The sequence below is a fragment of the Synechococcus sp. A10-1-5-1 genome, from assembly GCF_023115425.1.
Classification (GTDB): domain Bacteria; phylum Cyanobacteriota; class Cyanobacteriia; order PCC-6307; family Cyanobiaceae; genus Vulcanococcus.
In genome coordinates, this window is the sequence record NZ_CP096032.1 from 576535 (window position 1) to 591892 (window position 15358).

15 protein-coding genes are annotated in these 15358 nt (G+C 59.1%); 13 read left to right on the forward strand and 2 right to left on the reverse strand.

The window, feature by feature from the left end:
• Positions 1 to 102: 102 nt before the first annotated feature.
• Genes MY494_RS03050 through MY494_RS03060 form a run of 3 tightly spaced genes read left to right on the forward strand, consistent with a single transcriptional unit; the run spans position 103 to position 2489 of the window.
• On the forward strand, positions 103 to 1839 hold the full coding sequence (locus MY494_RS03050) for an ABC transporter ATP-binding protein (RefSeq protein WP_247911281.1): 1737 nt from the start codon (positions 103 to 105) through the stop codon (positions 1837 to 1839).
• A 9-nt stretch (positions 1840 to 1848) separates the two neighbouring features.
• Positions 1849 to 2235, forward strand: a complete 387-nt coding sequence (locus MY494_RS03055; RefSeq protein ID WP_247911282.1) for a hypothetical protein — start codon at positions 1849 to 1851, stop codon at positions 2233 to 2235.
• Between the two features lie 26 nt (positions 2236 to 2261).
• Entirely contained in the window at positions 2262 to 2489 is a 228-nt protein-coding gene (locus MY494_RS03060) for a DUF6447 family protein (protein ID WP_247911283.1), read from the forward strand.
• Here the strand turns inward: MY494_RS03060 and cysK are convergent, their stop codons facing one another.
• Positions 2490 to 3470 (reverse strand): cysteine synthase A, encoded by a 981-nt coding sequence (cysK, locus tag MY494_RS03065; protein WP_247911284.1) that lies wholly within the window; start codon positions 3468 to 3470, stop codon positions 2490 to 2492. It abuts the gene before it with no gap.
• 100 nt (positions 3471 to 3570) lie between these two features.
• Here cysK and MY494_RS03070 point away from each other — a divergent pair, with 100 nt between their 5' ends.
• Complete coding sequence (locus tag MY494_RS03070) at positions 3571 to 4062, forward strand: HdeD family acid-resistance protein (protein ID WP_247911285.1); 492 nt, start codon at positions 3571 to 3573, stop codon at positions 4060 to 4062.
• Positions 4059 to 5261, forward strand: a complete 1203-nt coding sequence (locus tag MY494_RS03075) for an FAD-dependent monooxygenase (RefSeq protein ID WP_247911286.1) — start codon at positions 4059 to 4061, stop codon at positions 5259 to 5261. Before MY494_RS03070 ends, MY494_RS03075 begins: the two co-directional genes overlap by 4 nt.
• A gap of 299 nt (positions 5262 to 5560) precedes the next feature.
• Here the strand turns inward: MY494_RS03075 and MY494_RS13275 are convergent, their stop codons facing one another.
• Positions 5561 to 5938 carry a MerR family transcriptional regulator gene (locus tag MY494_RS13275; RefSeq protein WP_371820662.1) on the reverse strand — a complete coding sequence of 126 codons (378 nt, stop codon included), beginning with the start codon at positions 5936 to 5938 and terminating at the stop codon, positions 5561 to 5563.
• On the opposite strand from MY494_RS13275, the gene MY494_RS03080 reads away from it, so the two are divergent.
• The 8 genes from MY494_RS03080 to MY494_RS03110 all read left to right on the forward strand — a co-directional run bounded on the left by MY494_RS03080 (position 5825) and on the right by MY494_RS03110 (position 15058).
• Positions 5825 to 6550, forward strand: coding sequence for a DUF305 domain-containing protein (locus MY494_RS03080; RefSeq protein ID WP_247911287.1), 726 nt, complete (start codon positions 5825 to 5827; stop codon positions 6548 to 6550). The genes MY494_RS13275 and MY494_RS03080 overlap by 114 nt on opposite strands.
• Before the next feature lie 62 nt (positions 6551 to 6612).
• Entirely contained in the window at positions 6613 to 6789 is a 177-nt protein-coding gene (locus MY494_RS03085; protein ID WP_247911934.1) for a DUF3721 domain-containing protein, read from the forward strand.
• Positions 6786 to 7049, forward strand: a complete 264-nt coding sequence (locus MY494_RS03090) for a hypothetical protein (protein ID WP_247911288.1) — start codon at positions 6786 to 6788, stop codon at positions 7047 to 7049. Before MY494_RS03085 ends, MY494_RS03090 begins: the two co-directional genes overlap by 4 nt.
• Before the next feature lie 479 nt (positions 7050 to 7528).
• Complete coding sequence (locus tag MY494_RS03095) at positions 7529 to 7858, forward strand: hypothetical protein (protein WP_247911289.1); 330 nt, start codon at positions 7529 to 7531, stop codon at positions 7856 to 7858.
• The gene (locus MY494_RS03100; RefSeq protein WP_247911290.1) at positions 7858 to 10974 is read left to right on the forward strand and encodes an efflux RND transporter permease subunit; all 3117 of its coding nucleotides are present in this window, start codon (positions 7858 to 7860) and stop codon (positions 10972 to 10974) included. The genes MY494_RS03095 and MY494_RS03100 overlap by 1 nt, the downstream gene beginning before the upstream one ends.
• A 698-nt stretch (positions 10975 to 11672) precedes the next feature.
• Positions 11673 to 11927 (forward strand): DUF2933 domain-containing protein, encoded by a 255-nt coding sequence (locus tag MY494_RS13280; RefSeq protein WP_371820704.1) that lies wholly within the window; start codon positions 11673 to 11675, stop codon positions 11925 to 11927.
• The gene (locus tag MY494_RS03105) at positions 11924 to 12562 is read left to right on the forward strand and encodes an isoprenylcysteine carboxylmethyltransferase family protein (RefSeq protein WP_247911291.1); all 639 of its coding nucleotides are present in this window, start codon (positions 11924 to 11926) and stop codon (positions 12560 to 12562) included. The genes MY494_RS13280 and MY494_RS03105 overlap by 4 nt, the downstream gene beginning before the upstream one ends.
• 381 nt (positions 12563 to 12943) lie before the next feature.
• On the forward strand, positions 12944 to 15058 hold the full coding sequence (locus MY494_RS03110) for a heavy metal translocating P-type ATPase (RefSeq protein WP_247911292.1): 2115 nt from the start codon (positions 12944 to 12946) through the stop codon (positions 15056 to 15058).
• Positions 15059 to 15358: the final 300 nt, after the last annotated feature.

The following is a 15358-nucleotide window of genomic DNA, read 5'->3' on the forward strand; positions in this document are numbered from 1 at the left end:
ACCAGCTTGCGTCGACACAGCGTGCGTGGACCTTTCCCTAAACGACCAGCGACTCTTTCTTCCAGCGGCAGTCGTTTCAAAAAGCGCTGATAGCTTGCCTCGATGCTTGCTCCCTCATCGGCCGGCTTCCGGCGTCTGCTGCCGCTGCTGAAGCCCCACCGCCCCGCACTCATTGCCGGTGGGGCTTGCATGCTCGTCTTTGTGCTCTGCTGGCCGCTGCTGGCCTGGCTGGCCGGTCAGTTGATTCCCGCCATTGGTGCCGGTGATTTCAACAGGGTGCTCCAGGTCATCGGCCTGGCCCTGACGGTCTTCATGCTCCAGAAGGTGGCTCAGTTTGGCCAGGACACCCTCTTGGCCGGACCGGCGCTTCAGGTCAGCCAGGAACTTCGCCGCCGTCTCTTTGCACGGCTCCAGCGCCTGGATTTCGGGGTCCTCGAGAAGCTCTCCGCCGGCGACCTGACCTACCGCCTCACCGAAGACGCCGACCGGGTTGGTGAGGTCATCTACAAGACCATCCAGGACACCACCCCTTCGGTTCTGCAGCTGGTCGTGGTCTTCGGCTACATGGTCTGGTTGGACTGGAAGCTGTCCATCGGGACCCTGCTGCTTGCTCCCTTAGTGGCGGTGCTGGTCAGCGTCTTTGGTGCCAAGGTCATGGGGGCCGCAGAGAAGAGCCAAAAGCAAGTCAGCGAATTGGCCGCCCTACTTGGCGAGGCCATCTCAGGGCTCCCCCTGGTGCGGGCCTTTGCCGCTGAACCCTGGTTGCAGCAGCGCTTTGAGGTCGAGATCGACCTGCACCGAAAGGCCCGCTACCGGACCCAAAAGCTGCTGGCCCTGCAATACCCCGTGGTGGGATTCCTTGAGGCCGCCGGCATCTTGGCTGTGCTCCTGATGGGCGCAGCTCGGATCCAAAGTGGCGACCTCGATGGTCAGGGCTTCAGCAGCTATGTCGCAGCTCTGCTGATGCTGATCGACCCGATCAGCCACCTCACCACAAACTTCAACGAGTTCCAGCAGGGCCAGGCTTCCCTCAAGCGACTGCGGGAGATCGAACGGGAAGCCGTAGAGCAACCCGACCGCCCCGATGCCCAACCCCTGGGCCGCGTTGCCGGCGAGCTGCTCTTAGAGCAGGTGAACTTCGGCTATGACCCGAAGCAGCCTGTCCTGAAGAACCTGTCCTTGCAGGTCAAACCGGGTCAGGTCGTGGCCCTGGTGGGTCCCTCCGGTGCAGGCAAGAGCACCCTCTTTTCACTGCTGCTGCGCTTCAACACCGCCCAAAGCGGAGCGGTGTTGCTGGACGGCCGCAACCTGGCGGACCTCAAGGCAGCCGAGTTGCGGACGGCCGTCGCGCTGGTGCCCCAGCAGAGCGCCGTCTTCTCCGGGACCGTGGCCGAAGCGATTGCTTTTGGCCGCCCGGCGAGCCGCGAACAGATCCAAGCGGCTGCACGCCTGGCCAATGCCGATGTCTTCATCGAGGCCCTTCCGGGGGGCTACGACGCACGCGTTGAAGAACGGGGCAGCAACTTCTCCGGCGGTCAACTCCAGCGCCTGGCTATCGCCCGGGCAGTCCTCGGCAACCCGGCGGTGCTTCTGCTGGATGAGGCCACCAGCGCCCTGGATGCTGAAGCGGAGGAAGCCGTGCAACGGGGCCTTGATCAAGCGATGCAGGGCCGAACGGTCCTGGTGATTGCCCACCGCCTCTCCACCGTGCAGGAGGCCGACTCCATCCTGGTGTTGGAGAACGGCCAGATTGTTGATCAGGGCAACCACGATCTCTTGATCAGCCGCCCGGGCCGCTACCGCGACCTCTGCGAACGCCAGCTGATTCGCGGTGCTTAACCTGGTCCCATGACGGATCCAGGGCCCACCGCCAAGCCACTCGGTGAGATGCCCGTCTGGGAGTATCGGGTCATCCACATCAATGTGGACAACAACAATCCGCCTGCTCCCCCTGACCCGAAGGTGGCCAGTGAGCGGATGGGCGGCAAGCTCAGCCCCGAATTCATCAGCCGGGAATTTCCGCAGCAGTACGGACCCGATCAACAGGCCAAGGCAAAGGCCGCACCGAAGCACCCCGCCGAGCAACTCCAGTACTTCCTGAATCTTCTGGGTAAGGAGGGTTGGGAGCTCACGACCACCACCCAGGTTGGGCAGTTGTTGATGTTCTTTTTCAAGCGGCCGCTGCGCCCCCTTCCAAAGCAAATTGCGCCAGCAGAGACCAAGAAAGACCCGTAAGGTGGCCCGGTCTACCGCCTTGTGTCGTGACCGACTCCGCCGCCCAGATCCCCCCTGTTCTGACCTTTGAAGGGAAGCGTTACGACCTCAACGGTCTTCCGGAAGAGGTCAAAGAATTGGTCCGCGGCATGCAGGTTGCCGATGCACAACTGCGCATGCACGAAGACACCCTGAAGGTGCTGGCCGTCGGCCGTCAGTCCATGGCCATGCAGCTGAACGAAAGGCTGCAGGGCGTCACCCCGATGGCGGACTGATCAGGCGATCGGCAAGCCCCGCTCGTTGAAGATCCCCTCAAAGAGAACCGAGCTCAGATAGCGCTCACCGGAGTCGGGGAGGACCACGACGATGGTCTTGCCGGCATGGGCTGGATCCTTGGCCAGGCGAAGGGCTGCCACCGCGGCAGCCCCGCAGCTGATGCCGGCCAAGATCCCCTCCTCCTTGGCGAGGCGACGGGCCATCTCCACAGCGTCTTCATCGCTGACCTGCTCGACCGAGTCGACCATGGCCAGGTCCAGGTTCCCTGGGACGAAGCCAGCACCGATGCCCTGGATCTTGTGGGGACCGGGCTGCAGGGCATGGCCGCCCTTGGTCTGGCTGATCACCGGGCTGTTGATCGGCTCAACCGCCACCGTATGCAGGGGCTTATCCAGGGTGTTCTTGATATAGCGGCTCACCCCGGTCAGGGTGCCGCCTGTGCCGACGCCGGAGACAAAGACGTCGACATTGCCATCGGTATCGCTCCAGATCTCAGGCCCCGTGGTGTCGTGGTGCACCTGAGGATTCGCGGGATTCACGAACTGCTGCAGCAGCACGTAGCGATCGGGGTCGCTCGCGGCGATGTCCTTGGCCCGGTTCACCGCCCCTGTCATTCCGAGCCGGCCCTCGGTGAGTTCCAGATGGGCGCCAAAGGCCGTCAGCAGCTTGCGCCGCTCCAGGCTCATCGTCTCTGGCATGGTCAAGGTGAGCTTGATCCCCTTACTCGCTGCCACGAAGGCCAAGGCGATGCCCGTGTTGCCGCTGGTGGGCTCAATCAGTTCTTTGCCGGGGCCGAGCAGACCGTCGCGCTCAGCTGCCGCGACCATGGCCGCACCGATCCGGCACTTCACCGAGTAGGCGGGATTACGACCTTCGATCTTGGCCAGCACCCGCGCTCCGCAGCCCTCAGTGATGCGGTTCAGCTGAACCAGTGGGGTGCGCCCGATCGTGAGGCTGTTGTCGCTGAAGATCGCGGCCATGGGGCTCTGGGCTGCACACACAACTGTGTTCGCACCCTAAGAACGGGGCAGGCAAATAGGGAAAGCGTTCCTAGCTTTCGGTTGATTTCGTAGTCGGTCTGTGGCCCCCAACACCCTGCGTCGCATCGCCGCCGTGCTGCTTGTTCTGGCTGGGGTCACCTCGATCGCACTGCCCTTCATTTCCGCCACCGCCCTCACCTTGAGCTTTGGCGTGATTGCCGCGGTGGCTGGAGTCACCCAACTACTGCGCATCGGCCAAGCCGAGGACACCAAAGGAAAGATCTTTCGGGCGCTCTCGGGCCTCTTCTATGTCATTGCTGGCATCTGGGTGGTGGCCTACCCGGTCGAAAGTGAAATCAGCCTGACGCTCTTCGTCGGCCTGCTCCTGATCTTCGAAGGAGTGATGGAGCTGGCCTCCGCCGCCGCCAGCCAGGCAGAGGCGCGGGGCCTGGTGCTGGCCGATGGTCTCGTTACGGCACTCCTGGGTGGCCTACTGGTGGCGGAGTGGCCCAGCGACAGCCTCTGGGCCGTCGGCACCCTCTTTGGGATCTCTCTGTTCTTCACTGGGTTCAGGCTGCTGACGGCTGAGTGACCCCACCGCCCCGTTTCATCGTTGTCGGAGCGGGACCCGCTGGCCTGAGCCTCGCGCTCAAGCTTGCCGAAGGCGGAGCCCAGGTCGAGCTCATCGAAGCCAGTGAGCGCTTCAGCCGGCAGTTCCGTGGTGATGCCCTGATGCCCAGCGGCCAGGAGGCCCTGGCCCGAATGGGGCTGCTGCCGCTGCTGGAGCACCTGCCGCAGCGGCCCCTGGAGGGATGGAGCGTCTGGCTCGAGCGCGAGCGCCTATTCCAGGTGGCAGAACCCCTGGGATCCCTGCAACCCTGCCGGCTCGTGCCCCAGAAGACCTTGCTGGAGGCACTGCTCGAGCGGGCGCTGCGCTGCCCCACGCTGCACTGGCGCCCTGGGCAAGCCGTCCGGCGCGTGGTTCAACGGGGGGCGCGCATCAGTGGCGTGGAACTCAGCAACGGCGAGCAACTGGAGGCCGACCTGGTGATCGGCTGCGATGGCCGCGGATCACTCCTACGTCAACAGGCAGGGATCCAGCTCCGCACCTCGGGCAAGCCCCTGGAGCTGCTGTGGTTTGAATTGCCCGGGCCAATCCCCAAGGACTGCGTCTGGGGTTTCCAGACCCTCGTTGCCGGAGGGCGGATCGGCAGTGCCTGCCTGAATGCCTCGGGCCAACTGCAGCTGGCCTGGTTGCTCAGGAAAGAGGACAGCGCTGAGGGTCTCAACGCCGAGGCCTGGGCCGAGCGACTGGAAACACTGGCGCCAGAGCCCCTAGCCCAGCTGCTTCGGGAGCGGGGGAACGCGCTTAGTGCTCCAGTGCGCTTCAAGGTCCAGGTCGGCATGGCGGAGCGCTGGTGGCAACCAGGCCTTCTCTTGCTTGGCGATGCCGCCCACCCGATGAGTCCGGTTCGCGCCCAGGGCATCAACCTGGCCCTGCGGGACAGCGCTGTTGCCGCCGAACAGCTGCTGGCCGGCCAGAACCTTGACACCGCAGCGGAAACAATCGAGCGCAGACGGCGACCGGAGGTCAATCGATTGCAGAGCCTGCAGCTGGCCGAGGCACGCCAGGGCCACTGGATTGGAAGCACTGATGCACTGCGCCACGGGTTAGCGCTGAGCCGAGGCCTGATGGGCCCGATCGCCAGACGGGTTTGGATGGCCCGGCAGCGGCCCTTAAGGGATGGACTCCCGGGGCAGCTGCCGAAGCCAAAGCTGCTAGCGCCCTAAAGGACGACCATCATCTCCTGGTAAGTGAGGAGAAGCCGAAGCAACAACAACCGTTGCAGCAGGTTGCTGCATAAAAACATCAGAGCAGATTGGATCAGGTACAGCGCTTGAGCTGCTGTACTGGCAGAGAGCACACGCTCACCAGAACAACCCAGGACTTATCAATCGAGCTTGGATGCACTAGCTCACAGGTTCGACTCCTGTCGCCGCCGATTGAGATCTAGGTGATGGGGAACTGTCATTACGGTCAAAAAGCAGTCAAGGCATCCTCAGGCCCCAAGGGAACCAGAGCTCCTCTTTCAACAGGGACCGCTCAACCAAGCGGGCCCCTGTCTCTTCCACCTTGCTTCTGAGGGTGGACTGGAGTACGCGACGTTGACGAGTGGAAGATCCATAGCCCGCAAGCGAGAGATCAAGGCCAACTCCGCGAACATCTGTTCGTTGAAGCGTCGATTGCGCGATTGACTGCTTGAAGTGGGCTCCAGCAAGCCCTCATCCCAGTAGAAACGGATTGACTCTCCAGTTGGTGGAGGCTCTAATGATTGATCAGCCCTGGCCCTTCCGTGAACCGTCTGCTTGCTGCCATCACCGCCACAACCATGTGGGCTGCTCCGGTGATGACGCAAGAGCATCACGACCACATGCATCACGGTCATCACGCGATGCCGGAAGCACATAGTGCCCCAAAGCCAATTGATGCACCCCATGCCGGCCATGAACACCAGCACGATCTAGGACCCGCTGGCACCACGTACGACTTGCGATGGCTCGACGCAATGGTTCAGCACCACACGGGTGCCTTGCGAATGAGCGAAGAGGTTTTAAATATCGGCGCACCTGGTCTTGGCGCATTAGCCAATGACATTTGGTACGAGCAGGCCAAGGAGATCAAGGCGATGCTCCAGTGGCGCAGAGCCTGGTATCCAGACGCACCCGTCTACCCAGTTGCTTGGCGCTCTGGAGCAAACCCAAACAACCAGGCTGAGCTTGTACGCATGACACCTGCGCAAATTCAGGGGATGCAAATGACGGGAACCAAGCCGACTCCAGAAACCAGGGTCGTCTGGTTTCTGGAGGGAATGCTGATGCACCATGGCGGAGCACTGCAGATGGCTCACGATGCCTTGAAAAAGTCAAGAAGCACGACAATCCAAAGACTCTCAGAGCAAATCATCCGCAGTCAAAGGCACGAGATCAACCGCTTAAGGCAAATGCTCAAACATCAGGGGCTAAGCAAGCCTGAGTATCGGCAATTTGATCACCTTTTCTCCATCAAGGCAAAAAGATGATGCGTCTTTTTCATCAAAAGAGTCCGAGAGCCGGACTCTCAAGACTCTTGCTTTCGTTGACCATGATTGGCATCCTTCCACAGGCTTCCATCGCCCACAGCAAAGGGATCTACAAGACAGAAGCAGCTGCACTCGAGCAAGCAAAGAAGCTCGGATGCGAAGGCGCCCATCAAAACAATGGTGCATGGATGCCTTGCCGTGACGAAGCTGAACTGCATCGAGCCCAAAGAAAGCAATGAAGGCACGGAAGATCCACCGACTTCTCGTACCCATCGCGGCCGCGCCCTTGTTAATTACGGCTCTATCAGGATCGATTTATAGCGGATTGCTTGAGCAGGGAATTGATGCTTTCTGGCTGCTAAAGATCCATACAGGACGCTTCGGCCCCATCAACCTGCAGCCCTACTACTCCGCAACGCTCGGAATACTTACACTGGTCATCATCCTGTCTGGGCTTTCTCTTCTCGTTCCAACGCGAAAGAAAGACCTTCGTTTTTGAGCTGGTCCCAGATCCTTCAAGTGCCCAATTGAATTTGAGCTTCTTCAATGGCAGCGCCATCGGCTGGTGGCTGAACCCTTCATCGATCCCACTTGCTCTCGAGTTTCGAGGACTCCCGAATCAGATGGCTCCCTCGCGACAGCGGGCGCTTTTGGTTAACTGATTAGTCGGGAAGCCCCTGAGCCAGACAGCTGAGAACTGTTGCTGATTCAGGCATTTCTCTCGCTGCCTCGCCATGGTTGGAGAAGCCATGCATCAACGAGTCCGTGCTCCATTCCGTTGTTCGAACTCTTGCCTCGGCTTGCATTCTGGGAGCCGGGGTGAGCGTCATTGTTCCGGTGATCGCCCACGTGGGGCACGGTGATGAATTTCAACAGCAGGGTGATATCAGGCAAGTCAAAAGCAACAGTGAACAGGATGTCCTTCTAGGGATCAGCACCGAACCAGCTCAGAACGATCCAGCGGGAGTCACCCTCCCGATGAGCGCTGTCATCCAAGCCGATGGGAAGACGTTGGTCTTCGTCAAAAGCGAAGGCACCTATGACCCGGTAATCGTGACCACCGGCGATGCACGGGATGGGCGTGTTGTGGTGCTCACGGGCGTCACCCCAGGTGAGAACGTGGTGGTTCAAGGTGCCTTAAGCCTTTACGCCGAGTCCAAGAAAACCCAGCAACCTCAGGACCAGAGCAAGACGGGAGCCAATGAAGCGACCGAAAAGCCGCTCAATGTTCTGGGTGTCGTGGGGGCCCTTGCCGTCGTGAGCGCCATTGGCATCGGCATTGTCCGGGGACGCCCTAGCAGCAAGTAATGCTTGAGCGTCTCCTCAACGCCACGCTTCGGTTTTCGATCGCCCGCCGCTGGCTCATCGTCGCCGCAGCCATCTTGGTCAGTACCTGGGGGCTCTTCGCCATCCAGCAGATGCCGCTGGATGTTTTCCCTCCCTTTGCACCGCCGCAGGTGGACGTCCAGACCAATGCAACGGGACTAGCACCGGCGGAGGTCGAAAAGGACATCACCCTCCCAATCGAGTCAGCCCTACAGGGAGTCCCCGGGGTGGAAACAGTGCGGTCATCGTCCAAGGTCGGGCTGTCGATGGTGCAGGTGGTCTTCGCGGCTGATGTGGACATCAACCAGGCCCGGCAGGCCGTCTCCGAACGCCTCCAGCCGGTGCGGTCGCAACTGCCCCCAACGGCTGATGAGCCGGAAATTTCACCCCTGGTCTCTCCGCTAGGCACGGTCCTGCAGGTCGCCTTCAGCCTCAAGCCTGGGGGAAGCACACCGGAACTCGAACTCCGCCAACTAGTGGCGTCGAGCTTCACTCATCCGCTGCTGGAGATTCCCGGCGTGGCGCAGGTGACGATTTACGGGGGAGATGAGATCCAGCAACAGGTATGGGTTGACCCAGCCAAACTCCACCGGAATCAACTCTCCCTCACTCAAGTTGGGGAAGCGGCCGCTGCCGCAAGCCACAGCGGTCCTGGCGGTTTTCTAATCCAAGGCGGGCGAGAAGCCCTAGTGCGCATTGATGGCAGCGCACGCTCGAGTGAGACCTTGGCGCAATCCGCCGTGAAAGGACGCAACGGAACGTCGATCTCCCTAAGGGATGTCGCAGAAGTCCGCAGAGGAGGAGCCTTGCGGCGTGGGGAAGCCAGCTTCAACGGTGCGCCAGCCGTCGTGCTGATGGTCAATAAACAACCGGATGTCGATACACCAACAGTGACGCAGGCGGTGGAGGAACGCATCAACGCCATCAGCCGGACACTACCTAAAGACGTTGAGATTCAAATCACGTTCCGACAGGCCAACTTCATCGACACGGCCATCAGAAATGTCAGTTCATCATTGATCTCCGGAGTGGTGATCGTCGCCCTGATCATCACGCTGTTTCTGATGAACTGGCGGGCAGCGCTGATTAGCCTGAGTGCGATTCCCCTCTCGCTGCTGATTGGTCTCTTGCTGATGAAGGCCTTGGGGTTAGGAATCAACACCATGACGTTGGGCGGTCTCGTTGTCGCGATCGGATCGGTCGTTGATGACTCGATCGTCGACATGGAGAACTGCTATCGAGGATTGCGGCGCAATCAAAGAGCAACCGACCCCAAGAATCCCTTGGATGTGGTCTATGAGACCTCTCTAGAAGTGCGCCAGCCAGTGATGCTCTCCACTCTGATCATCTTGGTGGTTTTCACACCGATCTTTTCTCTCTCCGGTGTCGAGGGACGAATCTTTGAACCGATGGGACTGGCCTACCTGCTCTCGATTGGAGCATCAACCCTGGTCGCCGTCACCTTGTCGCCAGCCCTTTGTGCATTGCTGCTCGCTCCAAGAGCACTGCCGATCCAAAACACATGGATCGTGGATCGGGCGGAGCGTCTCTATCGACCCATCCTCGAGGCAACCCTCAAATCACCCCGTCGTGTCCTAACAACTGCTTTGGCCTGTGTCGTAGCGACCGCTCTGATTCTGCCCAGTCTGGGACGGGTCTTCCTTCCTGAGTTCAGAGAGCAATCCCTGGTGAACTCAATGGTTCTCTACCCCGGGGTGTCATTGGAGATGACCAGCCGAGCGGGGGCAGCGCTAAGCCACTCACTCAGTGGGGATCCTCGATTCCAGTGGGTGCAGGTTCGAGCGGGACGCGCACCCGGTGATGCCGATGGGGCCGGGGTAAACATGGCCCATGTGGATGTGGAGTTAAGCGATCAGGCCATGGCTGATCGCTCCGGGGCCATTCGTGCTCTGCGAGAGGCTTTTTTGCGGCTGCCGGGCGTCGCACCAAATGTCGGAGGCTTCATCTCCCACCGAATGGATGAGGTGCTCTCAGGAGTGAGAAGTGCCATTGCGGTCAAGATCTACGGGCCAGACCTCGAGGAACTACGCAGGATCGGAGAGGAAGTCCGCGAGGCCATCCATCCAATCGAAGGAGTTGTCGATCTACAACTTGATCCGCAATTACCCATCCAGCAGGTGCGCGTGCAGTTCAACCGCAACGCAGTGATGGCCAGCGGCAGCACGATTCAGGAGCTGGCGACTCAGGCCGAGATCGCATTGAACGGAAAAGTAGTCGGCCGCATCCATGATGGACAGCAATCCCTGGACGTGTTTGTTGGCGTCCCAGAGGATGATCGCAACGACCTGGATGCGATTCGAGCCCTTCCGCTCTTGACTGGATCGGGCACATTGATCCGCCTAGGGGAGTTGGCCTCAGTCGACTACGACCTTGGTGCAAATATCGTCAATCGTGAGGATGTCTCACGGTTGATCGTCGTCTCGGCCAATGTCAGCGATCGGCCTCTCGGCTCAGTGGTGCATGACATCCAGCGCACCCTCACCAAGAGGATCAAGCTCCCAAGAGGCTATGTGATTCGCTACGGCGGGCAGTTCGAGGCAGAAGAACGCGCGACTTTCAATTTGCTGACCTACAGCTTGCTTGCTGCCGCGGTGATCACGCTTTTGATGTGGATGGCCGTGCGCTCCTGGCCAGCCACGCTGGCGATCGTGATCAATCTTCCCCTGGCCCTTGTGGGTGGCCTGGTAGCAGTTGTCATCAGTGGTGGCGTGCTCTCCATTGCCTCCCTCGTGGGCTTCATCACCCTGTTCGGTGTGGCCGTGCGCAACGGACTACTACTGGTCGATAACTACAGCCGCCGCCATGCCTCCAGTCAGACGCTGACGGAAGTGCTGCGTGAAGGAAGTCTGGAACGGCTCAACGCAATCTTGATGACAGCCCTCACCTCCGCACTCGGCATGCTGCCCCTTGCCCTGGCATTCGGGGCAGGGAACGAGATCCTGCAGCCGCTAGCCATCGTTGTGCTTGGTGGATTGCCCACTTCAACGCTGCTGACCCTCGTGGTGCTCCCTGCGCTCTACGCCCAGTTCGGCACGGCACTCTTGAGCCAAGCGCCAAAGAATGGCCTCCGCCGTTAGAGACCCATAGCCCCTCGCAGAGCCGCAGCGCATCAGCTCGGGGTAGCGCTGCGGCATTCCAAGAGCTGCCTCGCGGATTGGTGTTCTGGCGCTCCAATTATTTGCTCAGAGGCTTGACAAAGCCGATGCAGTCTCGAGGTATGCAGATTTTGGGCATTATCGCTGAAATGAATAAACACCGCAATGGGGTTGTCTTCACTGGGAATGCACCCCACAAGCAATATCGATTTCAATGAGGAAAACTTCCAACGAAAAATCAGTCCTGGCAATCGCTGCCATAGTTGGCCTGCTGTCAGCAGGCGCGTTATCAACGGCGAACGCGCAACAACCGCAACGCCAACATCCACCTCCAAATACGCCCATCAACAATCCACATCACGGCCCAATGCATGGAGGTTGCTGTGATACGAGAGAACCACCCTGCAAACACCAACAACATCTTGAGCATCACAAACGCCAGGCTCCGCAGTCATAAAAGCTGGACTCCAGACACACGAAGAAAAAAGATTCAGGGCCAACTGGGTCGAATCACGCTCTGACGCTGAGACGCAGTGATGATCTCATCTCAACATTGGTGATCAGAAGTTTCTTATTACTGCAAAGCAACATGAAAGCCACAATATCGATACGCAATAATCACTTTTGCGTGGATTCACATCCAGAAAAGACATTGTTAATTCACCCCAATGCCCCAGGCGATGCACCAGGCAGCCCAAATCAGGAACCAACCAAACAGAAAACGATCTCACCTCGTCTTTTACGGCTTTCTATTTGTCAGCGTTATATACCTAATACTGGAGCACACAGCCCATACCCTGGGCGCACTTCCCTATTTACTTTTTCTCATTTGCCCGCTAATGCACCTATTGATGCATGGAGGGAATCGGTGCTCTCACGGATATAGCGACCATGGGGCAGAAAGCAGTCAACCGAATACAGGCGGACAGAAATGAGTCAACCAAACATGCCCGCCTATGGTCACTGGGGAATAGTCGCAGTAAATGCGTCGGTATTCGTTTTATTTGCGCTTAGCTTTTTTAAACCCAAGACGAGTCGTGACTGGAGAACGTTTGGAGGATTTAGTGCCTTTATCGTGGCCCTATTCGCTGAGATGTATGGATTCCCCTTGACAATCTACCTTCTGTCTGGATGGCTACAAAGACAGCTCCCTTCTGTCAACTGGTTCTCGCATGACGCGGGTCATCTCCTGGAAATGCTGTTTGGCTGGAGACATAACCCTCATTTCGGTCCATTCCATATTGCCAGTTTTACTCTAATCATTCTCGGCTTCACTCTTATAGCGAGGGGCTGGGAAGTGCTTTACAAAGCGCAGCAAAAACAGGAACTAGCAACAACGGGCGTCTATGCACGATTACGACACCCTCAATACATGGGCTTTATTCTTGTAATGACAGGATTTCTTTTTCAGTGGCCAACATTGCTGACATTGTTAATGTACCCAATCTTGATCACAATGTATGTCCGCCTAGCCCACCAAGAGGAACGCGAAGTGACGCGCGAATTCGGCATACGGTACCTGCGGTATAAAGGAGAGGTGCCAGCCTGGTTTCCACGGAAGTGCGGATGAAACATCTTCAGAAGAATAATTAATAGATAGACGAGAGAGACAGGCAGGCAAAACGTAGAGAGAATCAGCCTCATGCACCGCCACAAAGCCAAAATCCCAGAGATCCAAGCCCGATATTTAATCGTGACTTAGGAAGTTTCTGACGCCCTGAGAGACGTAAGAGCTGATACCACAAACAGCAACACCGAAAGAGTGTTCATGAGCGACTCCGGCATAACTGGTGAATGAATGCAGCATGACAATGCAATGCCACAGACCATGTCCATGCTGTCAGTGATCTATTTGGCAGCGACTTCGTTCATCAGCTGATGACCACCACACAAACCAGGTTCCCGACCTGACGTCATGGACAGCAGAACACCCGCACAGACCTTGAGCCTGATGGCCAAGGATCCCATCTGCGGCATGGTCGTGCCCACAGCCACTGCCCTGTCCGCCACACGAGCAGGACGCACCTACTACTTCTGCAGCGAGGGCTGCCAGCAGACTTTCCTAGCCCCTCAACAGCAGCTGCGGCGTATGCGCCGCCGTATTGGGATTGCGCTGAGTGGAGTGCTGGCTTTAGCGATTCTGCGCGCGAGTGCGTTCCTCGCCCTGGCCGCCGGGGTGAGCATCATCAACATGACTCCGGTAGCCCAGCTTCCCTGGCTCACATGGGGGGTATGGCTATTCCTGCTGGCTACGCCCGTACAGGTGTTCGGGGGGTGGAGTTTTTATGTGGGGGCATGGTCGGCCCTAAGGCGTCGGGCCCTGAATATGGACGTCCTGATCGCGCTAGGCACCTCTGTGGCTTACGCCTACAGCGTGGTCGTGGTCTTTGCTCCGCAGTGGCTTCCGGTCGGCATAGACGAGGGGAGTGTTTACTTCGAGGTGTCGGCCGTCGTCATCACCTTTGTGCTGCTCGGTCAATATATGGAGGAGATCATTAAGCAGCGCTCCTCCGCAGCCGTGCGGCGACTGCTGGATCTCCAGCCGGCCAATGCAACCGTCATTCGATCAGGCCAAGAAATGACGGTGCCGGCCGAGACGGTGCGGCTCGGTGATCTGGTGCTGGTGCGGCCCGGAGAAAAGGTACCGACCGACGGAGTTGTCGTTGGTGGGACCTCGTCCGTGGATGAGGCGCTTGTTACCGGCGAATCGCTCCCCGTGAGCAAGCAGACCGGCTCAGAACTCATCGGTGGCACGCTCAACGGCCCTGGCCTACTGCGCTTTGAGGCCACTCGAGTGGGGGCAGACACAGCCCTGGCACAGATCATCCGCATCGTGGAGGAGGCCCAGGTCAGCTCCGCGCCAGTACAAGTGCTGGCCGATCGGGTCGCGGCCTGGTTCGTACCAGCAGTGGTGACCTTGGCGTTCGGGGCCTTTGCCCTCTGGACCCTGGCCGGCAGTTTCAGTAGTGGCCTGCTGGCCTTCATTGCCGTGCTGGTGATTTCCTGCCCCTGTGCACTGGGTATCGCCACGCCCGCAGCCTTGATGGTGGGAGTAGGGAAGGGTGCTGAGCTAGGCATCCTGATCCGTAGCGGTGAAGTCCTGGAGCGTGTAGAGCAGCTCACCACCGTGGTGTTCGACAAAACCGGCACCCTGACCCAAGGAAAGCCCTCTCTCACGCAGGTTGTCCCGCTGGGGGAGCGAACAAGGCAGGTGATCCTGCAGCTGGCGGCCGCGCTAGAGCACGGCTCTGAGCATCCCCTTGCGTCGGCCCTGCTGGAAGCCGCTGCCGCCGAGGGGCTACCGCTTCTGCCAACTGTCGATTTTGAGGCTCAGGTCGGGGAGGGAGTGCAGGCCGTAGTGAGCGGACGAAACCTCTGGCTAGGGAATCGCACCCTGGCCGAGCGGTTTATCGATGAGCTCAGTGAAGGGGTAGAGCATCAATTGCAGCAGCTCGAGGCTGCAGGGAATACGGTGATGGTGCTTGGACACGGTCCGGAGGTGCTGGGGCTGCTCGCAGTAGCCGACACGGTTCGTCCGGAATCACGCCAGACGGTCGAGCTCCTCAAACAGCGGCGGATTCGTGTTGTGATGCTGAGCGGCGACAACAGCACGACCGCCAGGGCCATTGCTGCAGAGCTAGGGATCAGCGAGGTGATCGCTGAGGTGCGCCCAGCAGACAAGGCCGCCACGATCAAAAGCCTGCAGAGCACGGGCCAAATCGTGGCGATGGTCGGTGATGGTGTGAACGATGCCCCTGCTTTGGCCACTGCTGACATCGGCATCGCTATTGGCTCGGGATCCGATGTAGCCAAAGAAGCTGGTGATCTTCTGCTTCTCGGAAATGACCTACGCGACGTGGTGACCGCCATCGGGCTCTCAAAGGCCACGATGAGGAAGATCCGCCAGAACCTTTTCTGGGCTTTTGCTTATAACAGCCTGGGGATACCGATCGCAGCGATGGGTTGGCTCAACCCCATGATCGCTGGCGCAGCGATGGCCCTCAGTTCATTGTCGGTGATCGTCAACTCCTCGTTGCTGCGAAACTACAGAAAGGCCTCGGCTTGAGCGCCCCCAAGGTTTCCCCAAGTCGTTTGTCAGTAGTTAGACGCAAAACCAGGAAGTGATCCCAAGTTCACCAGCTCTGGCGACAACTGTGATGGGTCCGAGAATGACGCAATTCCTCAATGGCCTGAGTCACTGATTCAGACCTGCATGTTGGGCCTGCAGACCATTGAGCCCCCCTCTAACTCAAAGGTCGCGTGGATACAACTGCCACCGTTGACGCATCCCAAAAGGGAAACAAGAAGCAGATTTGCCTATTCAAGACTCAAGCTGTCAAGCGCAAAGTTCAGCAGCGCAGAGACG

What these genes read in the sequence shown, in the direction of transcription:
- MY494_RS03050 (WP_247911281.1), top strand. Translation starts at nt 103, where the DNA reads ATGCTTGCTCCCTCATCGGCCGGCTTCCGGCGTCTGCTGCCGCTGCTG.
- MY494_RS03055 (WP_247911282.1), top strand. Translation starts at nt 1,849, where the DNA reads ATGACGGATCCAGGGCCCACCGCCAAGCCACTCGGTGAGATGCCCGTC.
- cysK (WP_247911284.1), bottom strand. Translation starts at nt 3,470, where the DNA reads ATGGCCGCGATCTTCAGCGACAACAGCCTCACGATCGGGCGCACCCCA.
- MY494_RS13275 (WP_371820662.1), bottom strand. Translation starts at nt 5,938, where the DNA reads ATGTGCTTCCGGCATCGCGTGATGACCGTGATGCATGTGGTCGTGATG.
- MY494_RS03085 (WP_247911934.1), top strand. Translation starts at nt 6,613, where the DNA reads ATGATTGGCATCCTTCCACAGGCTTCCATCGCCCACAGCAAAGGGATC.
- MY494_RS03090 (WP_247911288.1), top strand. Translation starts at nt 6,786, where the DNA reads ATGAAGGCACGGAAGATCCACCGACTTCTCGTACCCATCGCGGCCGCG.
- MY494_RS03095 (WP_247911289.1), top strand. Translation starts at nt 7,529, where the DNA reads ATGAGCGCTGTCATCCAAGCCGATGGGAAGACGTTGGTCTTCGTCAAA.
- MY494_RS03100 (WP_247911290.1), top strand. Translation starts at nt 7,858, where the DNA reads ATGCTTGAGCGTCTCCTCAACGCCACGCTTCGGTTTTCGATCGCCCGC.
- MY494_RS13280 (WP_371820704.1), top strand. Translation starts at nt 11,673, where the DNA reads ATGCACCAGGCAGCCCAAATCAGGAACCAACCAAACAGAAAACGATCT.
- MY494_RS03105 (WP_247911291.1), top strand. Translation starts at nt 11,924, where the DNA reads ATGAGTCAACCAAACATGCCCGCCTATGGTCACTGGGGAATAGTCGCA.
- MY494_RS03110 (WP_247911292.1), top strand. Translation starts at nt 12,944, where the DNA reads ATGGCCAAGGATCCCATCTGCGGCATGGTCGTGCCCACAGCCACTGCC.